Below are 20107 nucleotides of genomic sequence, written 5' to 3'. Positions count from 1 at the left end.
GTGGCTGCCCGATCAGCTGCCGCCGGTGCCGAAATCGGCCGCCGGATCTTCCTGCACCCGCGGGACGCGGGTTTCGATCGGGGCGATCTTGGGGTCGTCCCAGGATCCCGTGACCGCGTATTCCGCCGACATGGCGCGCGCGAGCGGTTGCTTGAGCAACCACTGCGTCAGAAAGGCGCCCAGGCCGATCAGCGGATTCACGATGGCGGCCGTGGCCACGGCCGCGCCGCTCGCGTCGATGTTCGGAATCACCACCGTTTTCAGGTCCCAGCGCTCGTCGATGATATTGGTGGTGCCGGCCAGCACGATGGCGGCCACCGGGCCGTTGACCTTGAAACCCTCGGTCCGGACCAGGCCATCGTTGATGGCCACATCGCCCCGCACCGTATCGAACGGGAAGCCCTCGCGCAGCACGCCGGCGGGATTCAGATCGAGCTTGCTCAGCCGCTGCAGCGACTGCAGCGACAGCAGCTCGAGCAGCCGCGCCGTGCGGGAGTTGACGTTGAGAAAACGGCCTTTGTCCAGGCTGAGCAACAAGGCGCCATCCACATTGGCGAGGTTGTGCGTCCAGGGCAGATCCTGCCAGGACAGATTGCCGTCGAGCGTGCCGCTGCCGCCCGCCATCACCTGCTTCAGGCCGACCTGGTCGAGCAGCTTGCCCATGTCCGCGAACTTGGTTTTGACGTCGATCGACAGGCCGCGCTGAGCGCCCTCGAGCCGCCAGGTGCCGGTCGCGTCGAGCGAGGCCGCGTCGTTGGTGATCTGCAGCGTGTCGAGCCGCCAGAGTTTGCCCCGCTCCAGATTGGTGCCCAGCAGGCGCAGCTTGCCCAGCGGTTTGTCGTACAGCACGAACTGGTCGGCGACGAGATCGACGGCGGGAATATCGGAGAGGTCGGTCCCTTCGTTCAGCGCATCCTTGGCCTGGTTGGTGTCGTCCGAGCCGCCCAGGGCCAGGTGTTTGAAGCGCGCGGTGATGCGCCCCGCGATCACCTGCGACGCTTCGGTCCATTCGAGCGCCCCCTTGGCCTGACGGGAATCGATGTCCACGCGCCATTGATCCGGCGCGGGCCGTTGCGCATACAACTTCAAATTGTCGAGCACGTAACCGCCCGCACGCAGCTTCTCGGTGGCCAGATTCACCTGGGCCGCCGGCGGCAGCGCGGGCCGGCTGTTCGCCACCGGGCGCGCGCTCTTCACCGCGGGTTCGTCGAACGCATCGATGACGGTATTCCAGCCATCGAGATCGAGCGCGGGCACGGTCGCCGCGAGGCTGAGGCCCGTCGGGGGCAGCACGGCCGCGCGGTTCACGCCCACCGCGCCGCGCGAGAAATAACTGGCGCGCAGCGCCGGGTCGCGCTCCAACAGCACGTTGATATTTTCGCCGAGGCTGCCCGAGAGCCAGCGCCGGTCGCGCGCGCCGGCATCGGTCGCGGCGCTCCATTGCAGCGACAGCGGCAGCGCGCTCGCGGCCGGCTTGCCCACGGGCGCCGGCATGTCGATCGCCAGGCCGTCGAGGTCGGATTTGACCGAGATGTCGACCGCACCGCCCCGCAGATAGCTGAGCTGTCCGCTGTAGCGAGTCCGGCCGGAAAAGCGCTTCATGGCCTGGGCGTTGACCAGTTCGCCGAGCGCGTCGCCGGCCAGCGTGCCTTCGACCCGCAGCGGTTCGGCGCCCTGCTCCATCTTGCCCCACACGCGCGCCGGGCCGCCCAGGAAGTGCCCCTTGATGTCCTTGACCTCGAGCCCCCGCTCGGTGAACAGCAGCTCTCCTTGCACCTGATTGAACACCGGGATCTCGGGCATGAAACGGAAGCTGCCACCGTTGAAGATCACCTTGCCCGCCACGCGCGAATCGTCGGCGTTGAGCAGGGGGACGTCGAGCTTGAGCGGCACATGCCAGTCGCCCTGCCCGCTGGCCTCGTCGAGCGCGCCGTCGAGCAGGCCACCCAGCGGGGAATGCGCCACCAGCGCAAGATAGGCCGGCACCGAGCCGTGCGAATCGCCGTCGACCGTGAGCGTGGCGTCGTGCTCCATGTCGGGAATCACGGCGTGGACCTTGCCCAGCGAGAGCGTCTCTTTGTCGCTGGTGCGGATGCGGCCCTCGCCCGGCGAGTCCAGGGTCAGGCTGGCACGGTCGATGGCAAAGCTGCCGCCGAGGTTTTCGAGCCGGGGCCAGGCCTTGCGCCCGGGTCGCGCCGGCGCGTAATCGACGATGGCGTCGCGATACGCGCCCGCCAGCCGGAACTCGCCCACGGCGCCCGGGGCGGAAAAGGGAAAGCCGTCCAGATCGCCCCGGATCGTGATGGCCGCGTCGCGGATCTCGCCGGCGGGCAGCCCGTAGGCAAGCCAGTCGCGTGCGTCCTGGTTGACCTCCAGCGGCAGGTAACGATGAATCGCGGACATGGCGGCGCGCGACAGACTGCCGCGCAGGTCGGCCGTGCCCGCGGGCGTGCTGCCCTCGGCCCGCCAGGTGCCTTGCAGACGGCCCTGCAGGTCATCGTTGACCAGACTGAGCTCGCGCAGGTCGAGCCGCAGCGGCTGACCCGGCGGCTCGACCCACCGGCCGTCGAAGACGGCCTGGTGCGCATCGAGCGTCGGCGTGGCGAACACCTCGGGCAGGGCCACGCTCGCCCGATCGAGCTTGAGCCTGACCGACACCCCACGGCCGTCGGCGCTGCGCGCGAGCGGCACATCGGCGAACGTCACGATGTCGCCGGGCGATCCTTCGGCATGCAGGCTGGCGCTCGAAAACCCCGCCTGCGTTTTGCCGTCGTCGGCACGCCACGCGCCCCCTCGGGCCAGGGCGTCGGCGCTGAAGCCGGTGATCTTGCCGGCGGCCATGTCGGCCCAGGCCCGCGCGGAGAATCGGCCCTGCACATGCACGGGCAGATCGAGCCAGCGCTTCCAGGCCATCGGTTCGGCATCGATGAGCTCGGCGTACAGTTGGCCGCTCCTGTTGGCGGGATCGCGCGACGCACCGCGCACGAACAACGCCCGGTTGTACTCGCCCTTCACGTTCAGCGACGCGCCCAACTCGGCCGGCGGCCGGGCGCGCAGCGCGAAGCGGTGCGACAGGGCGCCGTTGCGCACGACAAAATTCAGGTCGGTGAGCGCGATTTCGGGCACCTGCCGCAGCTCGTCCTGCCAGCGCAAGGTCGCGCCGTGCAGGCTCAACTCGCGCTGACGCATGAGCCAGCGCATGAGCGGCGACTGGCCGTCGCCCGTTTCGCTGAGATCGAATGACTGCCCCGCGACCCAAAGATGATTATCCGCGGCGCGCCGCAAGGTCACGTCGGCGTTGTCGATGCGCAGATTCAGGAGCCGCGGCGAGAGCAGCAGCACGCTGCGCCAGCCGAGCGTGGCCGCCACCTTGGGCAGTTCGAGCACGGACTGCCCGGTCTGCGGGTCGTGGATGCTGACGCCCAGCAGCCGCAATCGCGGATTGAGTCCACGCCAATCGGCGCTCAGGTGTTCGATCGAGACCTTGGTGCCCAGCGTCTCGCTGGCGTATTGTTCGATGTCCGGCCGCCAGCGGTCCACCTGCGGCAGCACCCAATACCGCAGCCCGATGAAACCGGCGGCCGCCACGCAATAGAGGGCAAATAGCCCCCAGAACAGGCGTCGGATCAATTTGCGGGAAACGGACACGTTGGATGATCGGGAAAGTGCATTCTCAGGTATCGTCCCCTTATACATTAAACCTGTCCGTCCTGCGCAGCGCCGGCGAACTGCCTGACGGGCTCGCCCGCCTCTTTTGTAGCGAAATACATCATGACTCGATCCGATCTGCTGGCTCCTGCCCTCGCCTGGTCCGGGCATCTGCGCCGCCGCCTCGACGCGCATCCCGATCTGGCCGCCTGGCTGACCTCGGCCGCACCGCACGCCGTCACGCCCAATGTGCTGGCATCGTGGCAGGCCGAACTCGCCGGACCGGACGCGCCCGACACCCTGAGCGTGGAGCAGTGCCGTGTCGTGTTGCGGCGCCTGCGCGAGCGCGTGTTTCTGGCCCTGATCGTGCGTGACGTGGCCGGGCTGGCGGATCTCGAAGAAGTCGTGGGCGCGATGACGGCACTGGCCGATACGGCCGTGGCCACGGCGTACCGCAGCGTCGCCGCAGAACTCGCCGCCACCCATGGCCTGCCGCGCGAACAGAGCGGCGGCGAACCGCAGGAGATGCTGATCGTCGGCATGGGAAAGCTGGGCGGTTGCGAGCTCAACGTCTCGTCCGATATCGACCTGGTCATGCTGTATGGCGACGAGGGCGAGACCGATGGCCCCCGCCGCATCAGCAATCATGAGTTCTATGGCCGACTGACGCGCCGCATGATGCCGGTGATCTCCGAGGTCGATGCCGAGGGCCAGGTGTTCCGCACCGACCTGCGGCTGCGCCCCGACGGCGACGCGGGCCCGCTGGCCTGGAGCCTGGATGCGTTCGAACACTACCTGATCGGCCAGGGCCGCGAGTGGGAGCGCTATGCGTGGCTCAAGGCGCGCCTGATCCCGGCGCAGGCCTTCGCGGGCAGCGATAGCGCGCCGCAGGAGCGCGTGCTCGAGAGCCTGCGCGTGCCGTTCGTGTACCGCAAGTACTTCGATTTCGACGCGCTGGCCGCGCTGCGCTCGCTGCGCGAACGCATCCGCCAGGACTGGCAGCGCCGCGCGCTGTCGCGCAATGGCGTGGACAGCGCCAACAACATCAAGCTGGGCGACGGCGGCATCCGCGAAATCGAGTTCGTGGTGCAGCTGTCGCAACTGATCCGGGGCGGCCGCATGCCCGCGCTGCAGCGCCGTGGATTGCTCGAAGCGCTGCATGCCGAACGCCAGGCCGGCCTGCTCGGCGCGGAAGACGCCGAGCGGCTCGAGGCGGCCTATCGCTTCCTGCGCCGCACCGAGCACATGCTGCAGTATCGCGAAGACGAACAGACCCACCTGCTGCCGGGCGACCCCGCGCAGCGCGCCGCGCTGGCCCAGGCGCTGGGCCTGAGCCCCGAAGAATTCGAGCAGACGCTCGCCGCGCACCGGCAGTTCGTCTCGCAGACCTTCCGCAATGCGTTCCGGCTGGCCGGCATGGGCGAAGAGGAACAGCAGGAACGCGCGCCCGCCCAGGATACCGGCGCCCAGGGCAACGCCCAGGCAGCCGGTGACACCGACGGCGATGCCGAAGACCGGCTCGCGAGCCAGATCCAGGCGGCCTTTGGCGAGCAGGCGCCCGATCTCGTGCGCCGTACCGAATCGCTGCTCGGCAGCCACCGCATCCGCAGTCTGCCGGAGAGCAGCCGGCGCCGGCTCGAGGCGCTGCTGCCCGCGGCGCTGGCCGCCGCGCAACAGACGCCCGCGCCCATGGATGCCGCGACGCGCCTGCTCGACCTGATCGAAGCGATCGCCCAGCGCAGCGCCTATCTCGCGCTGCTGGCCGAGTATCCCGACACCCTGGCGCGCGTGGCGCGCATGGTGGCCGCGAGCCCGTGGGCCGCTCAATACCTCACTCAGCATCCCCTGCTGCTCGACAGCCTGATCGACTGGCGCACGCTGTTCCAGGCGCTGGACTTCGCGCAGATCGCGCGCAGCCTGTCCGCCGATCTCGATGCCTGCGTGCTGCCCGGCGGCGAGCCCGACATCGAACAGCAGATGAACCTCATGCGCGACGTCCAGCGTCAGGCCAGCTTTCAGTTGCTGGCCCAGGACCTGGAGGGCGAGCTCACGGTCGAGAAGCTCGCGGACCAGCTGTCGGCGCTGGCCGATCTGCTGCTGGCCGAAACCATCCGACGCGTCTGGCCGCTGGTCAATCGTCAGGCGGGCGCCGAGCCGCGCTTCGCCGTGATCGCCTACGGCAAACTGGGCGGCAAAGAACTGGGCTACGCCTCGGATCTGGATCTGGTGTTCGTGTTCGACGACCCGCGCGAAGACGCGCCGGAGCTCTACGCCAAACTCGGCCGCCGGATGACCTCATGGCTCTCGACCATGACCTCGTCGGGCCGGCTCTACGAGATCGACCTGCGCCTGCGCCCCGACGGCGACGCCGGCCTGCTGGCCGTGTCGCTCGAAGCCTTCGAGCAGTATCAGCGCAAGCATGCCTGGCCATGGGAACACCAGGCGCTCACGCGCGCCCGCTACGCGGCCGGTGACACCACCGTGGGCGCCGCCTTCGAGCGCATCCGGGCCGACATCCTGGTCACGCCGCGGGATGCCGCGAAGCTGCGCGAAGAGGTGTTGAGCATGCGCGAAAAGATCAATGCCGGTCATCCCAATACCAGCGGACTGTTCGATCTCAAGCACGATCGTGGCGGCATGGTCGATGTGGAATTCGTCACGCAGTATCTGGTGCTGTGCCACGCGGGCGAACATCGCGTGCTGGTCAACAACCTGGGCAACATCACCCTGCTGCGCCTGGCGGGCGAAGCCGGGCTGATCGATCCCGCGGCCGCGCGCGCCGCCGGCGATGCCTATCGCACGCTGCGGCGCGCCCAGCACAAGCTGCGTCTCAAGGGCATCGACAAGGCGCGGGTGCCGGCGGATCAGCTCACCGAAGAACGGCAGGCCGTGACCCAGCTCTGGGACGCGGTACTGGGGGCGCCGTCCGCCTGAGTGGCAGCGCTGCTGCAAGTCGTCGTAAAATAACGGTTTTCCGCCTGAAAGCCCGCTTTTTGCCATGTCCGAACTCGTGCGCCCCAAACTCGAACTGCCCAAGGGCCGCAGCAAGGTGCTGATGCACTCGTGCTGCGCCCCCTGCTCCGGCGAGGTCATGGAAGCCATGACCGCCTCGGGCATCGACTACGCGATCTACTTCTACAACCCGAACATTCATCCGGTCAAAGAGTACGAGATCCGCAAGCAGGAAAACATCCGGTTCGCCGAGCAGCACGGCATCGAATTCATCGATGCCGACTACGACATGGACAACTGGTTCGATCGGGTCAAGGGTCTCGAGGATTCGCCCGAGCGCGGCGAGCGCTGCACGGTGTGCTTCGACATGCGCTTCGAGCGCACCGCGCTCTACGCCCACGAACATGGCTTCGATACCATCACCAGTTCGCTCGGCATCTCGCGCTGGAAAGACATGAACCAGATCAACGGCTGCGGCGAGCGCGCGGCCGGTCGCTACGACGACCTGATCTACTGGACCTACAACTGGCGCAAGGGCGGCGGATCGGCGCGCATGATCGAGATCAGCAAGCGCGAAAACTTCTATCAGCAAGAGTATTGCGGCTGCGTCTATTCGCTGCGCGACACCAACCGCCATCGCCGTTCGCAGGGCCGCGAACGCATCCACATCGGCGTGAAGTTCTACGGCAAGGAAGACCTGATCAACGAAGAACAGCTCTGATCCACGCAGAGCCATCAGCGGGGGGTGCCATGCGCCCCCCGCTTCATTTCAGCATTCCACGATGTTCACGGCCAGACCGCCGCGGGCGGTTTCCTTGTACTTGGTCTTCATGTCGGCGCCGGTTTCGCGCATGGTCTTGATCACCGAATCCAGCGACACATAATGCTTGCCGTCGCCGCGCAGCGCCATGCGGGCGGCGTTGACGGCCTTGACCGATGCCATGGCGTTGCGCTCGATACAGGGGATCTGCACCAGACCGCCGACCGGGTCGCAGGTCAGGCCGAGGTTGTGCTCCATGCCGATCTCGGCCGCGTTCTCGACCTGCTCGACCGTTCCGCCGAGCACCGCGGCCAATGCCCCGGCCGCCATCGAACAGGCCACGCCCACCTCGCCCTGGCAGCCGACTTCGGCGCCCGACAGCGACGCGTTGTATTTGTAGAGCAGGCCGATGGCGGCGGCTGTCAGCAGGAATTCGCGGATGCCCGCTTGCGACGCACCTGGCACGAAACGATCGTAGTAGTGCATGACGGCGGGAATGATGCCGGCCGCGCCGTTGGTGGGCGCCGTCACGACCCGGCCGCCGGCGGCGTTTTCTTCGTTGACCGCCATGGCATACAGATTGACCCAGTCGAGCGCCGACAAGGGATCCGCCAGCGCGCGCTCGGCGCGCTGCGTGAGGCTGCGGTAGAGCTCGGCGGCACGCCGGCGCACCTTGAGCGGCCCCGGCAGATCGCCGTCGGCCTCGGGGTAATCGATGCCACAGCCGCGCGAGACACAGGCCTGCATGACCTCCCAGATCCGGTCGAGGCCCGCCTCGATCTCGTCCTGGGCGCGCCAGGTCAGTTCGTTGCGCATCATGAGGCCGGCGACCGACAGGCCGCTGGTACGGCACATGTGCAGCAGCTCACGCCCGGTGCGGAACGGAAACGGCAGTTGATCGTGGGCCGCGATGACCTGGGCATTCGCCGCGCCGGCGGTCACGACGAAGCCGCCGCCCACCGACAGATAGCGAGCCTCGCGCAACGAATTGCCCTCGGCATCGAACGCGTGGAACTTCATGCCGTTGGGATGTTCGGCCATGGCTTCGCGGCGATAGAACAGCAGGTGTTCCTTCTCGATGAACGGCACGCGATGATGACCGAGCACCGGCATCACGCGGCTGGCGCGCACGGCCTGCAGCATGCCCGCCACCGCCACCGGGTCCACGGTGTCGGGCGCCTCGCCCATCAGGCCGAGCATCACCCCTTTGTCGGTTCCGTGTCCCTTGCCCGTCGCGCCGAGCGAGCCGTAGAGTTCGGCGCGCACGTGGGCGACACGAGGCAACAGGCCATCGCGCTCCAGGCCCTGCGCGAACAGCAGCGCGGCGCGCATGGGTCCGACGGTATGCGAGCTGGACGGCCCAATGCCTATCTTGAAGAGATCGAATACGGATACCGCCACGGCCACTCCTGCTGGTGTCAAACGGGGAACATGATTCGCGCCCATGATACGCGGGCATACCACCCGCGCAAGGTTGGGCGCAGAATGGGGGCGGACACGAATCGAAAGCACCACCTAAACGTGTCCATTGCGCGCCGCCGCATGCGATCATTACAAAATTAATTCATGTCATATTTCCGCCGGGTCGGCACCCGGCGGAAAGTCAGGCCTGAGGAGTGTCATGTCGGGACTGTTGCCGTTATTGGATTTCGCGGGATACGTCGCCCTGCTGCTGTGGGGCGTGCATATGGTGCAGACGGGTGTGCAGCGCGCGTTCGGCGCGGCGCTGAGCGCAGCGTTGGGCAAGGCGCTCGGCACGCGGCTGCGCGCCTTTCTGGCCGGTCTGGGCATCACGGCGGTGTTGCAGAGCAGCACCGCGACGGGCCTGATGATCACCGGCTTTGCGGCCGGTGGCGTGGTGAGCCTGGTCCCCGCGCTCGCCGCCATGCTGGGCGCCAACGTCGGCACCACGCTGATCGTGCAGCTGCTGTCGTTCGATCTCACGGCCGCCGCGCCCATCCTGATCCTGATCGGCGTATGGATGTTCCGCCGTTCGCAGCCCGGCCGCTCGCGCGACCTCGGGCGGGTCTTCATCGGCCTGGGTCTGCTGTTGATGGCCCTGCATCTGCTGGTGGAGCTCTTCGCCCCCTTCGAAAGCGCGCCGCTGCTGGCGGTGATCCTGGGCGCCCTCGGCAGCCAGCCGGTGGCGGCGGTGCTGATCGCGGCCGCCCTCACCTGGGCTGCCCATTCCAGCGTCGCCGTCGTCGTGCTCATCATGTCGCTGGTGAGTCACGGCATCGTCGAACCGCACGTGGCGTTCGCGCTGGTGCTGGGCGCCAACCTGGGCACCGCGGTGAATCCGATGCTCGAAGGCGTGACGGGCGATGATCCGGCCGCTCGCCGCCTGCCGCTGGGCAACCTGCTCACCCGCGTCGCGGGCGTGCTGGTGGGCGTGATCCTGCTGCCATGGATCGAGCCCTGGCTCTCCGGCATGGCGAGCGGCGATTCCGCGCGCGCGGTCGCCAACTTCCACACGCTCTTCAACATCGTGATCGCGCTGGTGTTCCTGCCGCTCCTCACGCCGTATGCGGCCTTTCTCACCCGTTGGCTGCCCAAGCGGGCCGATCCCAACGACCCGTCCCGGCCGCAATACCTCGACGAATGGGCGCATGACGTTCCTGCCGTGGCACTGGGCAACGCGGCGCGCGAATCGCTGCGCCTGACCGACATGCTGCAGACCCTGCTGCTCTACGCGCGCGCCGGCTTCAAGCGCGACAACCGCCACCGCATGGTGCAGGCGCGTCAGATCGACACGGCCGTCGACAAGCTCGAAAACGCCATCACGACCTACGTGGCGACGCTGGACCACGAAAACATGACGCAGGAAGATCGCCAGCGCGTGGACAGCATCATCGCCTTCGCCAGCAACATCGGGCACGCCGCCGACATCGCGTATCACGGGCTGCTGGGCCACGTGGGCAAGCTGCGCAAGCAGGGATTGGCGCTCACGCCGGAGCAGCGCGACCGGATCGACGAAACGCTCGCCGCCCTCATCGCCAATCAGCGTCAGGCGGCGGCACTGTTCGTGAACGACGACGTGCGCCAGGCCCGCGCGCTCGCGGGCGAGAAATCACGCTTTCGCGCGCTCGAGGCCGAAGCCGCCGACACGCATCTCGCGCAGATCAAGTCGGGCAAGGTCGAGTCGGCCGATGTGGGCGCCCTCTATCTCGACATCCTGCGCGACATGAAGGGCATCAACTCTCATCTCATCGGCGCCTCGGCCTACCCGCTGCTGGCGCGCCACGGCGAACTGCTGCCCAGCCGTCTGCGCGACGCGGGCAACTGATACCAAAGCAAAGGCGGCCCGGATCCGGGCCGCCTTGTCGGGCGATCAGCCCAGGTGACGCTGGAACCACGTCAGCATGCGGGCCCAGCCGTCGCGCGCGTCTTCGGCGCGGTAGCTCGGCCGGTAATCGGCCAGGAACGCGTGACCGGACTCGGGATACACCACGAAGCTCGACGCCTTGCTGGCGTCGTTACCCGACTGCAGCCGTTGCTTCATGGTGTCGATGTCGGCGAGCGGAATGCTGTGATCCTGCGCGCCATACAGCCCCAGCACCGGGCCATGCAGCTGACCCGCGATGTCGAGGGGCACCTGCTTGATCAGCGGGCCGTGGCCTTCCGCCAGCTTGCCGTACCAGGCCACGCCGGCCCGCACCTTGGGATTGTGGGCGCTGTACATCCAGGTGATGCGCCCGCCCCAGCAAAAGCCAGTGATGCCCAGGCGGCTCGTGTCGCCGCCGTTCTTGCCGGCCCAGGCCACGCAGGCGTCGAGGTCCGCGTAGACCTGCTCGTCGGGCACTTTGGCCACGAGCTCGGAAATCAGCTTGGGAATGTCGTCGTAGGCCGAAGCGTCGCCCTGGCGCTGATAGAGCTCGCTGGCGATCGCCAGATAGCCGGCATGCGCGAGCCGGCGGCAGAGGTCCTTGATGTGCTCATGGACGCCGAAGATCTCCTGGACCACCAGGATGACCGGCAGCTTGTCCTTGCCCGCGGGCGCGGCGTAATAGGCGTTCTGCGTGCCATCGGCCACCGGCAGGGCGAAGTCGCCGTGCACGAGGCCGGCGGCGTCGGTGTGAATGGTGGTGTCGGCGGGCTGGCCGGCGGCGGCGGCAAAATTCATGGGCGGACTCCTGACGGGATGGAAGAGGTCCCGGCAGCCAGCCCGCGCGACCGCGAGATCAATGCGTGTGCGGTGCCTCGATACGCGCAGGACCGTGGTCGTGGGCGTGATCGTGGCCGTGGTCGTGGCCGTGATGCATGAACGAGGTGACGCCATAAATGATGACGACACCGATGCCCACCAGCAGCAGCTGTGGCACCGCATCGGCCAACGTCACCCGCTCGTGCATTTGCGGCATCAGGTCGGCTACCGAGATATACAGGAAGCTGCTGGCGGCGATCACCAGCACGTACGGAACGAGGTTCTGCGCTTCCTGCAACACGAAATATCCTACACCGCCGCCGATGGCCGTGCACAGGCTGGTGAAGAGGATCAACCCGAACGCGCGCTTGCGCTGCAGGCCCGCGTTGATCAGCACCACGAAGTCGCCCAGCTTGTGAGGCACTTCGTGCACGATGATCGAGGCCGCCGTCAGCAGGCCCAGCACCGGATCCGTGAGGAACGCCGCGGCGACCAGAACACCGTCGCACAGGTTGTGCAGCGAACTGCCGATCAGGATCAGCACGCCGCCCCGCCCCGCCTCGTGGCGATCGTGACCCTTGTGGTGGTGGTGCCCATCGCCTTCGTGGTGATGGCTATGGCGCAGCAGCGCGATCTTCTCGAGCACGAAAAAGCCGATTAGACTGGCAAGCATCAGGCCGAAGAGCGTGTGCACATCGGCTTGCGCCGACTCGAACGCCTCGGGCAGCAGATGCAGCAGCGCGACCGACAGCAGGACGCCCACCGACAGGCTGACCATGTGATGGAGATAACGGGCAAAGACGCGATAGGCGAGCCAGCTCGCGACCGAGATGGCGATCAGACCGCCAGCAATCGTGGCCAGGACGATCCAGAGTAGCAACATGGGGAGAAAATCGGTGGGGGGCGAAAGCGCAACATTATATCGTTGCAGCCGCGCGGGAGGAAATCGGCCTCGGCCAGCCGGGCAGCGCGGCAGGGAACGCGCGGACGCGCTCCCTGCACAGGCGCCTCAGTGCGCCTGTTCCCAGTTGTGGCCCATGCCGACTTCGGCAATCAGCGGCACGCGCAGCTCGGCCACATCGCTCATCAAACGCGGCAGGCGTTCGCGCACCCGCTCGAGCTCGGACTCCGGCACCTCGAGCACGAGTTCGTCGTGCACCTGCATGATGATGCGGCTCTCGAGCCCTTCGGCATCCAGCCAATCCTGGGCGGCCACCATGGCCAGCTTGATCAGGTCGGCCGCCGTGCCCTGCATCGGCGCGTTGATGGCGGCGCGCTCGGCGCCCTGCCGGCGCGGGCCCGACGCGGCGCGGATGTCGGGCAACTGCAGGCGTCGGCCAAAGACCGTCTCGACGTAGCCCTGATCGCGCGCCTGATGACGCGTGACGTCCATGTAGCGTGCCACGCCGGGATAGCGCGTGAAGTAGCGGTCGATGTACTGCTGGGCGGCGTCGCGCGTGATGCCGAGGTTGGAGGCCAGACCGAACACGCCCATGCCATAGATGAGGCCGAAGTTGATGGCCTTGGCGGCGCGGCGCTGATCGCTCGTCACCTCGTCGAGGGCCACGCCGAACACCTCGGCGGCCGTGGCGCGGTGGATGTCTTCGCCCGCGGCGAAGGCGCGCTGCAGGTTCGCGTCATCGGAGACGTGCGCCATGATGCGCAGCTCGATCTGGGAATAGTCGGCCGACAGCAAGACGCGCCCTTCGGACGCGATGAAGGCCTCGCGCACGCGGCGGCCCGCCTCGGTACGCACCGGGATGTTTTGCAGGTTGGGATCGGACGACGCCAGCCGGCCCGTGATCACCGCGGCCTGCGAGTAATGCGTGTGCACCCTGCCCGTGGCCGGGTTGATCATGCGCGGTAGTTTGTCGGTGTAGGTGGACTTGAGCTTGGACAGACCCCGGTACTCGAGCAGCACCTGCGGCAACGGGTAATCCTGAGCCAGTTTGGACAACACTTCTTCGTCGGTGGACGGCGCGCCGCTCGCGGTCTTGCGCACCACCGGCAGGCCCATGCGGCCGAACAGGATCTCACCCAATTGCTTGGGCGAGTTGAGGTTGAACGGCTGGCCCGCCAGCTCGTAGGCGCGCTGCTCGAGCGAAAGCATCTCGCGGCCCAGCACATTGCTCTGGCGGCCGAGCTCGGCGGCGTCGACCAGCACGCCGTTGCGCTCGATCACGTTGAGCACGCGCGAGACCTGCATTTCGAGCAGATAGGTGCGCTCTAGGCCCGCATCGGCGCTCACGCGCGGACGCAGCGCCTGATGCAGCTGCAACGTGAAGTCGGCGTCTTCGGCGGCATAGAAGCCCGCCTTGTCGATCGCGACCTCGTCGAAGCCGATCTGCTTGGCACCCTTGCCACAGAGGTCTTCGTAGCTCACGCCGCTGCGGCCCAGGAAGCGCTGCGCCAGATCGTTGAGCCCGACGCCGCGATGCGACTCCAGCACATAAGCCTGCAGCATCGTGTCTTCGGCCACGCCGCGCAGCGCCACGCCCTCGTTGGCGAACACATGCGTGTCGTACTTGGCGTGATGCAGCAGCTTGGGGCGATCCGCGGCTTCGAGCCAGCCGCGCAGGCGTTCGATCACGTCGTGCTTGGGCAATTGCGGGCCGGTGTCGGGGCCGCGATGCGCGAGCGGGATGTAGCAGGCGACGCCGGGCGCGACCGCCATCGAGACGCCCACCAGGCGTGCCTGCATTTCGTCGAGCGAGGTGGTCTCGGTGTCGAGCGCGACCAGCTCGGCGGCGTCGACGCGCGCCATCCAGTCTTCGAGATCGGACCACTCGGTGATGATGCGGTAATCGGTTTCGACGGGGGCGACATGGGCCGCCTCGACGGCGCGCGCGTCGCCGGTCGGCACGCGCTCCGGCTCGCCGCTGAGCTCGCGCAACCAGGTGCGGAAGCCGTAGCGGTCGTACATGCGGGCCAGCGTGTCGTTGTCCTGCGCCTTGGGCGTGAGGTCGTCCATACCCGCGATGTGGCCGGTGAGGTCACAGTCGCACTTGATCGTGAGGAGCTGACGCGTGAGCGGGAAATTGGGAATGGCTTCGCGCAGGTTGTTGCCCGCCACGCCCTTGATGTCGGCCGCATGCTCGACCAGATTTTCGATCGAGCCGTATTCGCCCAGCCATTTGACCGCGGTCTTGGGGCCGACCTTGGTCACGCCCGGCACGTTGTCGACCGCGTCGCCCACCAGCATCAGATAGTCGACGATGCGCTCGGGCGGCACGCCGAATTTGGTCTGCACGCCGGGCGGATCGAGGGTCTCGCCGCTCATCGTGTTGACCAGCGTAATATGGGGATCGACCAACTGCGCCATGTCCTTGTCACCGGTGGACACGATGGTGTGGATGCCCTGAGCCGCGGCCTGGCGCGCGAGCGTGCCGATGATGTCGTCGGCCTCCACGCCCTCGATGGCGAGCAGGGGCCAGCCCAGCGCGCGGATGGTTTCGTGGATGGGCTCGATCTGTGCTGAGAGGTCGGGAGGCATCGGCGGACGATGCGACTTGTACTCAGGGTAGAGGTCGTCGCGAAACGTCTTGCCACGCGCATCGAAGATGCATGCGGCATACTGTGCCTTATGATCCTGAACAAGCTTCTTGAGCATGTTCACGACACCATACAGTGCCCCGGTCGGTTCGCCCTGGGCATTGCGCAGATCGGGCATGGCGTGAAAGGCTCGATACAAATAGCTCGAACCGTCCACCAGCAACAAGGTTTTTTTCATGGTTAATAAGGCAGAAAAAGAGACGCCCGCCGGCATGCAAATACCGGTGATTATGTCAGAGATAAAGACCGCGGCCGAAAAGCTGGCGCATATCGGTCCGGCTGTAAGTGTGTTCGGAAGCGCGCGGATCAGCCGCGATTCCCCGCATTATGAAACCACCGTGGCCATCGCAGCCGGGCTGGCGCGCGAAGGCTTCGCGGTCATCGCCGGCGGCGGCCCCGGCATCATGGAAGCCGCCAATAAAGGCGCTTTCGAAGCCGGCGGCACGAGCATCGGCTTGAACATCAACCTGCCGCACGAGGCGCACAACAACGAATTTCAGACCATCAGTCTGCAGTTCGACTACTTCTACTCGCGCAAGGCCACCTTCTTCATGCACAGCGCGGCCTACGTGTCGATGCCGGGCGGCTTCGGCACCATGGACGAGCTGTTCGAGGCGCTCACGCTGATCCAGACCGGCAAGGTGCCGCCCGCGCCGATCATTCTCGTCGGCAGCGAATTCTGGGGCGGTCTGGTCGACTGGCTCGGCGAACAGCTGCTCGGCAACGGCATGATCGGCGCGCACGATCTCAATCTCTTCATCATCGAAGACGATCCCGAGAAAGTCGTGCGCCGCGTCGCGGAGTTTTTCGACAAGGTCAAGGTGCCGGACGAGGCCTACGCCCCGTCGCTGCCGGCCTGAGGCCGCGCCAGCCGCCTCAACGAAAGTGCGCGACCACCGCGTCGCGCACCTGCCCTGCCCGCGCGTCCTCACCGGCGCGCGGCGGCAGCGCCTCGAATACCGCCATCCCCAGCGCAGGCAACGCGCCGGCCCCGCGCCACGGCACGATGCCGTCGCTCATGGCCCCCCGATTCAGGCACGCCACGCCCAGGCCGGCCGCCAGCGCCATCTGCAGGCCCGCCACCCCGGTCGTGACGTGGGCTACCCCGTAGGCCACGCCAGCCCGCCGCAGTACACCCTCGGTGTATTGGCGCAGTGAGCACGACTCCGTGAGGCACAACAGCGGCAAGGACGCGGCTGACATATCGACATCCGACGCCCCGGCGCCCGATGTATCGGGGCCCGACGTACCGCCGCCAGCCGCAAAGACCTCGGGATCGCCCGCCACGCCGAGATCCACACCCTCACCGGCCAACCATACCAGCGGCTCCCGGCGCAGCACCCAGGCCGGATCGGCGGCCGCGTCCGACGCGCCGGCCTCGGTCACCCGCATGGCCACCGCCACGTCGAGCTCGCCGCGGGCGTAGGCGGCGCGCACCAAGTCGCTCTTGGCGATCTCCACACGCAGCCGCAGGCCCGGATAGGTCAGCTTCAGGCGGGCCAGCAGCGGGCTGATCTCGTTGGGCCGGAAGTAGTCGGTGATCCCCAGACGCAGGTCGCCCTCGAGGGCCAGCCCGCGCATCTCGCGCTGCGCCTGCTCGGCCAGCGCGAGGATGCGGCGGGCGTAGTCCAGCAGGCGCACGCCGGCCGGCGTCAGCACCACGCCGGTTTTGCCCCGCCGCAACAGAACCTGGCCGGCGCGCTCCTCGAGCTTGCGGATCTGCTCGCTGACGGACGACTGCGACAGGAAGACCCGGGGCGCCGCCGCGGTCAGGCTGCCGGCGTCGGCCACGGCGGCGAAGGTACGGAGCTGGTCGAGATCGAGTTGTGACATGGCGGGCTTCCGGGGGAGATGGATTTATCCATCGCTAAAACCGATCGATTCGATCATAAATTCCCGCTATGCCGATGCCAAAGGCCTCCCTAGACTGATGTCATGGCGGATGCGACCGCACCGCCGCCCCTCTTGGAGAACCACCATGCCTCACATCGTGATCCACCTATCCGGCGCACCCGACGCTGCCCGCGACGAACGCGTCGTGCAAGCCACCATGGACCTGACGCAGCGGGTGCTGGGCAAAGAACGGGATGTGATCGCCATCACCCTGCTGCACGTCCCCGCGGCGGCCTGGTACGTCGGCGGCCGCAGCCTGGCCGATCTCGCCCGCAACGCCTTCCATCTGGACATCAGCGTGACCGACGAGACCAACACCAAGGCCGAGAAGGCGGCCTATCTGAAGGAAGTGCATACCGCGTTCGCTGCGATTCTCGAGCCGCTGCACGAGGTTTCGTACGTGCACGTCATCGACGCCCGCGCGGCGGCCTACGGCTACGGCGGCCGCACGCAGGAATACCGGCATCAGCACCGGCCCACCTGACGCCACAAATGACAAAGGGCGCATCGTTGCCGATGCACCCTTTGTCGGTGGCGGCGCCGGAGATCCCGGCGCCCCTGCCCTGGCGCTTATGCGCCTTCGCGCGACGCGCGGCGACGCTCGTGCTCTTGCAGGTGACGCTTGCGCAGACGGATCGACTTGGGCGTGATTTCGACCAGTTCGTCGTCGTCGATGAACTCGACCGCGTACTCCAGCGTCAGCTGGATCGGCGGCACCAGGCGCACGGCTTCGTCGGTGCCCGAGGCGCGCACGTTGGTCAGCTGCTTGCCCTTGATCGGGTTCACGACCAGGTCGTTGTCGCGGCTGTGGATGCCGATGATCATGCCTTCGTACAGCGGCTCGCCCGGGCTCACGAACATGCGGCCACGATCCTGCAGCTTCCAGAGCGCGTAGGCAACGGCGTCGCCGTTGTCCTGGCTGATCAGCACGCCGTTACGACGCTCGCCGATCGAACCTTCCTTGAGCGGCGCGTATTCGTGGAACGTGTGGCTCATCAGGCCGGTACCGCGGGTCAGCGTCAGGAATTCGTTCTGGAAACCGATCAGGCCACGGGCCGGGATCAGGTATTCGAGGCGGGTGCGGCCACGGCCGTCCGGCTGCATGTCCTGCAGGTCGCCCTTGCGGCGGCCCAGCTCTTCCATGACGCCACCCTGGTGACCGTCTTCGACGTCGACCGTCAGGGCTTCGACCGGCTCGCACTTCACGCCGTCGACTTCCTTGAACACCACGCGCGGACGCGACACGGCGAGTTCATAGCCTTCGCGGCGCATCGTTTCGAGCAGAATGGTCAGGTGCAGTTCGCCACGGCCCGACACTTCGAACACGGTGTCGTCACCGGTGTCGCGCACACGCAGCGCCACGTTGGACTTCAGTTCGCGGTCGAGACGGTCGCGCAGCTGGCGGCTGGTCACGAACTTGCCTTCGCGGCCGGCCAGGGGCGAGGTGTTGACCATGAAGTTCATGGTCAGGGTGGGCTCGTCGATGCGCAGCACGGGCAGCGCTTCGGGCGTGGCCGGATCGGTCACGGTGGTGCCGATGTTCAGGTCTTCGATACCGTTGATCAGCACGATGTCGCCGGCTTCGGCTTCGTCGACCACCACGCGCTCCAGGCCGCTGAACTTCAGCACCTGGTTGATGCGGCCGCGCTGAGCGGCGGCTTCGGGACCGAAGCGGAAAGCCACGTCCATGCCGGGGCGCATACGGCCACGGTTGATGCGGCCCACGCCGATCTTGCCGACGTAGCTGTTGTAATCGAGCGAGATGATCTGCATTTGCAGCGGACCATTGGGATCGTCTTCACGCTGCGGCACGTGCTGCAGAATAGCTTCGAACAGCGGACGCATGTCGCCTTCGCGGATGTCGGCGGTCAGGCCGGCATAACCCGACAGGCCCGAGGCGTACACCACCGGGAAGTCGAGCTGCTCTTCGGTCGCGCCGAGCTTGTCGAACAGTTCGAAGGTCGCGTTGATCACGAAGTCGGGACGGGCGCCCGGACGATCGATCTTGTTGACCACGACGATGGGCTTCAGGCCGAGGGCCAGCGCCTTGCGGGTCACGAAGATGGTCTGCGGCATCGGGCCTTCGACCGCGTCGACCAGCAGCAGCACGCCGTCGACCATCGACAGCACGCGCTCCACCTCACCGCCGAAGTCCGCGTGTCCCGGGGTGTCGACGATGTTGATGTGCGTGCCTTCGTACTCGACCGCGCAGTTCTTGGCCAGAATGGTGATCCCGCGTTCTTTTTCGAGATCGTTCGAGTCCATGACCCGCTCGGCCACGGCCTGGTTCTCGCGGAACGTACCAGATTGGCGCAGAAGTTGGTCAACCAGCGTGGTCTTGCCGTGGTCCACGTGGGCGATGATGGCGACATTGCGCAAGGCGCGGGTCATAGCAGGTCCTTTAAGTTCGAGTGACGGGCAGCAAGCCCGCCGGCAATTCATTCAGGGCAAGCAGCGCCGTCTTGGGATCGGGCATCGCCTGCAAGGCGTCTAACGTCACGGCGCGGTCGAGCGAAAACGGCCCGACCTGAGTACGCCGCAGCGCCGCCAGGTGGCCATAGCATCCCAGCGCGCGCCCGATGTCCTGGGCCAGCGTGCGGATGTATGTCCCTTTACTGCATGCCACATCGATCTCTGCCTGCATGCCATCACAGGACAGCAGCTCGATGCGGTGGATGGTCACCCGCCGGGGCGGGCGCTCCAGTTCGATACCGGCGCGCGCATACTCATAGAGCGGCTTGCCGTCGCGCTTGAGCGCGGAATACATGGGCGGAATCTGCTCGATGCTGCCCTGGAAACGTGACAGCACGTCGAGCACCTGCTCGCGCGTCACGCCCGCGAAGCCGGCGTCGGCGCGCGCCACGACGTTGCCGGTCAGGTCGCCGCTGTCGGTTTCTTCACCGAACTGAATGACGGCGCGGTACGCCTTGTCGGCATCGAGCATCGCGCCCGAAATCTTGGTGGCGCGGCCCATACAGCACAGCAGCAGACCCGTTGCGAACGGGTCCAGCGTGCCGGTGTGACCGGCCTTGGCGGCGTCGAGGGTGCGCCGCGCACGCTGCAAAGCGTGATTGCTCGACAAACCCACGGGTTTATCGAGCAGCAGCACACCGTCGAGCGCGAGCCCGCGTCGTTTGGCCATCGTCTAGATCCGGAAG

Annotated in this window: 13 protein-coding genes; 5 read left to right on the top strand and 8 right to left on the bottom strand. The window is 67.0% G+C overall.

Annotated elements, in window-relative coordinates; translation table 11 throughout:
• Positions 1–12: 12 nt before the first annotated feature.
• Positions 13–3648 carry a YhdP family protein gene (locus CEK29_RS06740; protein ID WP_255176087.1) on the bottom strand — a complete coding sequence of 1212 codons (3636 nt, stop codon included), beginning with the start codon at positions 3646–3648 and terminating at the stop codon, positions 13–15.
• Positions 3649–3771: 123 nt separating this feature from the next.
• Here CEK29_RS06740 and glnE point away from each other — a divergent pair, with 123 nt between their 5' ends.
• Both glnE and CEK29_RS06730 read left to right on the top strand, forming a co-directional pair.
• Entirely contained in the window at positions 3772–6582 is a 2811-nt protein-coding gene (glnE, locus tag CEK29_RS06735) for a bifunctional [glutamate--ammonia ligase]-adenylyl-L-tyrosine phosphorylase/[glutamate--ammonia-ligase] adenylyltransferase (protein ID WP_094800521.1), read from the top strand.
• Between the two features lie 64 nt (positions 6583–6646).
• A complete protein-coding gene (locus CEK29_RS06730) occupies positions 6647–7321 on the top strand; it encodes an epoxyqueuosine reductase QueH (protein ID WP_094800523.1) in 675 nt (224 codons plus the stop codon).
• Between the two features lie 48 nt (positions 7322–7369).
• Here CEK29_RS06730 and CEK29_RS06725 read toward each other — a convergent pair whose 3' ends face one another.
• A complete protein-coding gene (locus CEK29_RS06725) occupies positions 7370–8761 on the bottom strand; it encodes an L-serine ammonia-lyase (RefSeq protein ID WP_094800525.1) in 1392 nt (463 codons plus the stop codon).
• Positions 8762–8981: 220 nt separating this feature from the next.
• Here CEK29_RS06725 and CEK29_RS06720 point away from each other — a divergent pair, with 220 nt between their 5' ends.
• Entirely contained in the window at positions 8982–10646 is a 1665-nt protein-coding gene (locus CEK29_RS06720) for a Na/Pi cotransporter family protein (RefSeq protein WP_094800527.1), read from the top strand.
• 45 nt (positions 10647–10691) lie between these two features.
• Here the strand turns inward: CEK29_RS06720 and CEK29_RS06715 are convergent, their stop codons facing one another.
• The 3 genes from CEK29_RS06715 to polA all read right to left on the bottom strand — a co-directional run bounded on the left by CEK29_RS06715 (position 10692) and on the right by polA (position 15234).
• The gene (locus CEK29_RS06715) at positions 10692–11483 is read right to left on the bottom strand and encodes a dienelactone hydrolase family protein (RefSeq protein ID WP_094800529.1); all 792 of its coding nucleotides are present in this window, start codon (positions 11481–11483) and stop codon (positions 10692–10694) included.
• Positions 11484–11541: 58 nt separating this feature from the next.
• Positions 11542–12387, bottom strand: a complete 846-nt coding sequence (locus CEK29_RS06710; RefSeq protein WP_094800531.1) for a ZIP family metal transporter — start codon at positions 12385–12387, stop codon at positions 11542–11544.
• A 126-nt stretch (positions 12388–12513) separates the two neighbouring features.
• Complete coding sequence (polA, locus tag CEK29_RS06705) at positions 12514–15234, bottom strand: DNA polymerase I (RefSeq protein ID WP_094857652.1); 2721 nt, start codon at positions 15232–15234, stop codon at positions 12514–12516.
• Between the two features lie 52 nt (positions 15235–15286).
• On the opposite strand from polA, the gene CEK29_RS06700 reads away from it, so the two are divergent.
• Positions 15287–15916, top strand: coding sequence for a TIGR00730 family Rossman fold protein (locus CEK29_RS06700; protein ID WP_094800535.1), 630 nt, complete (start codon positions 15287–15289; stop codon positions 15914–15916).
• A 16-nt stretch (positions 15917–15932) separates the two neighbouring features.
• On the opposite strand, the gene CEK29_RS06695 is transcribed toward CEK29_RS06700, so the two are convergent.
• Positions 15933–16889, bottom strand: a complete 957-nt coding sequence (locus CEK29_RS06695; protein ID WP_094857651.1) for a LysR family transcriptional regulator — start codon at positions 16887–16889, stop codon at positions 15933–15935.
• Positions 16890–17034: 145 nt separating this feature from the next.
• Between CEK29_RS06695 and CEK29_RS06690 the strand changes: the two genes are divergently transcribed.
• A complete protein-coding gene (locus CEK29_RS06690; RefSeq protein ID WP_094857650.1) occupies positions 17035–17433 on the top strand; it encodes a tautomerase family protein in 399 nt (132 codons plus the stop codon).
• An 86-nt stretch (positions 17434–17519) separates the two neighbouring features.
• On the opposite strand, the gene typA is transcribed toward CEK29_RS06690, so the two are convergent.
• Positions 17520–19340 carry a translational GTPase TypA gene (gene typA, locus CEK29_RS06685; RefSeq protein WP_094800540.1) on the bottom strand — a complete coding sequence of 607 codons (1821 nt, stop codon included), beginning with the start codon at positions 19338–19340 and terminating at the stop codon, positions 17520–17522.
• Between the two features lie 10 nt (positions 19341–19350).
• A complete protein-coding gene (gene truB, locus CEK29_RS06680; RefSeq protein WP_094857649.1) occupies positions 19351–20091 on the bottom strand; it encodes a tRNA pseudouridine(55) synthase TruB in 741 nt (246 codons plus the stop codon).
• Positions 20092–20107 lie beyond the last annotated feature (16 nt).

It is taken from the genome of Bordetella genomosp. 5, from assembly GCF_002261475.1.
GTDB lineage: Bacteria > Pseudomonadota > Gammaproteobacteria > Burkholderiales > Burkholderiaceae_B > Bordetella.
This window is presented reverse-complemented; position numbering and strand designations above follow the sequence as displayed.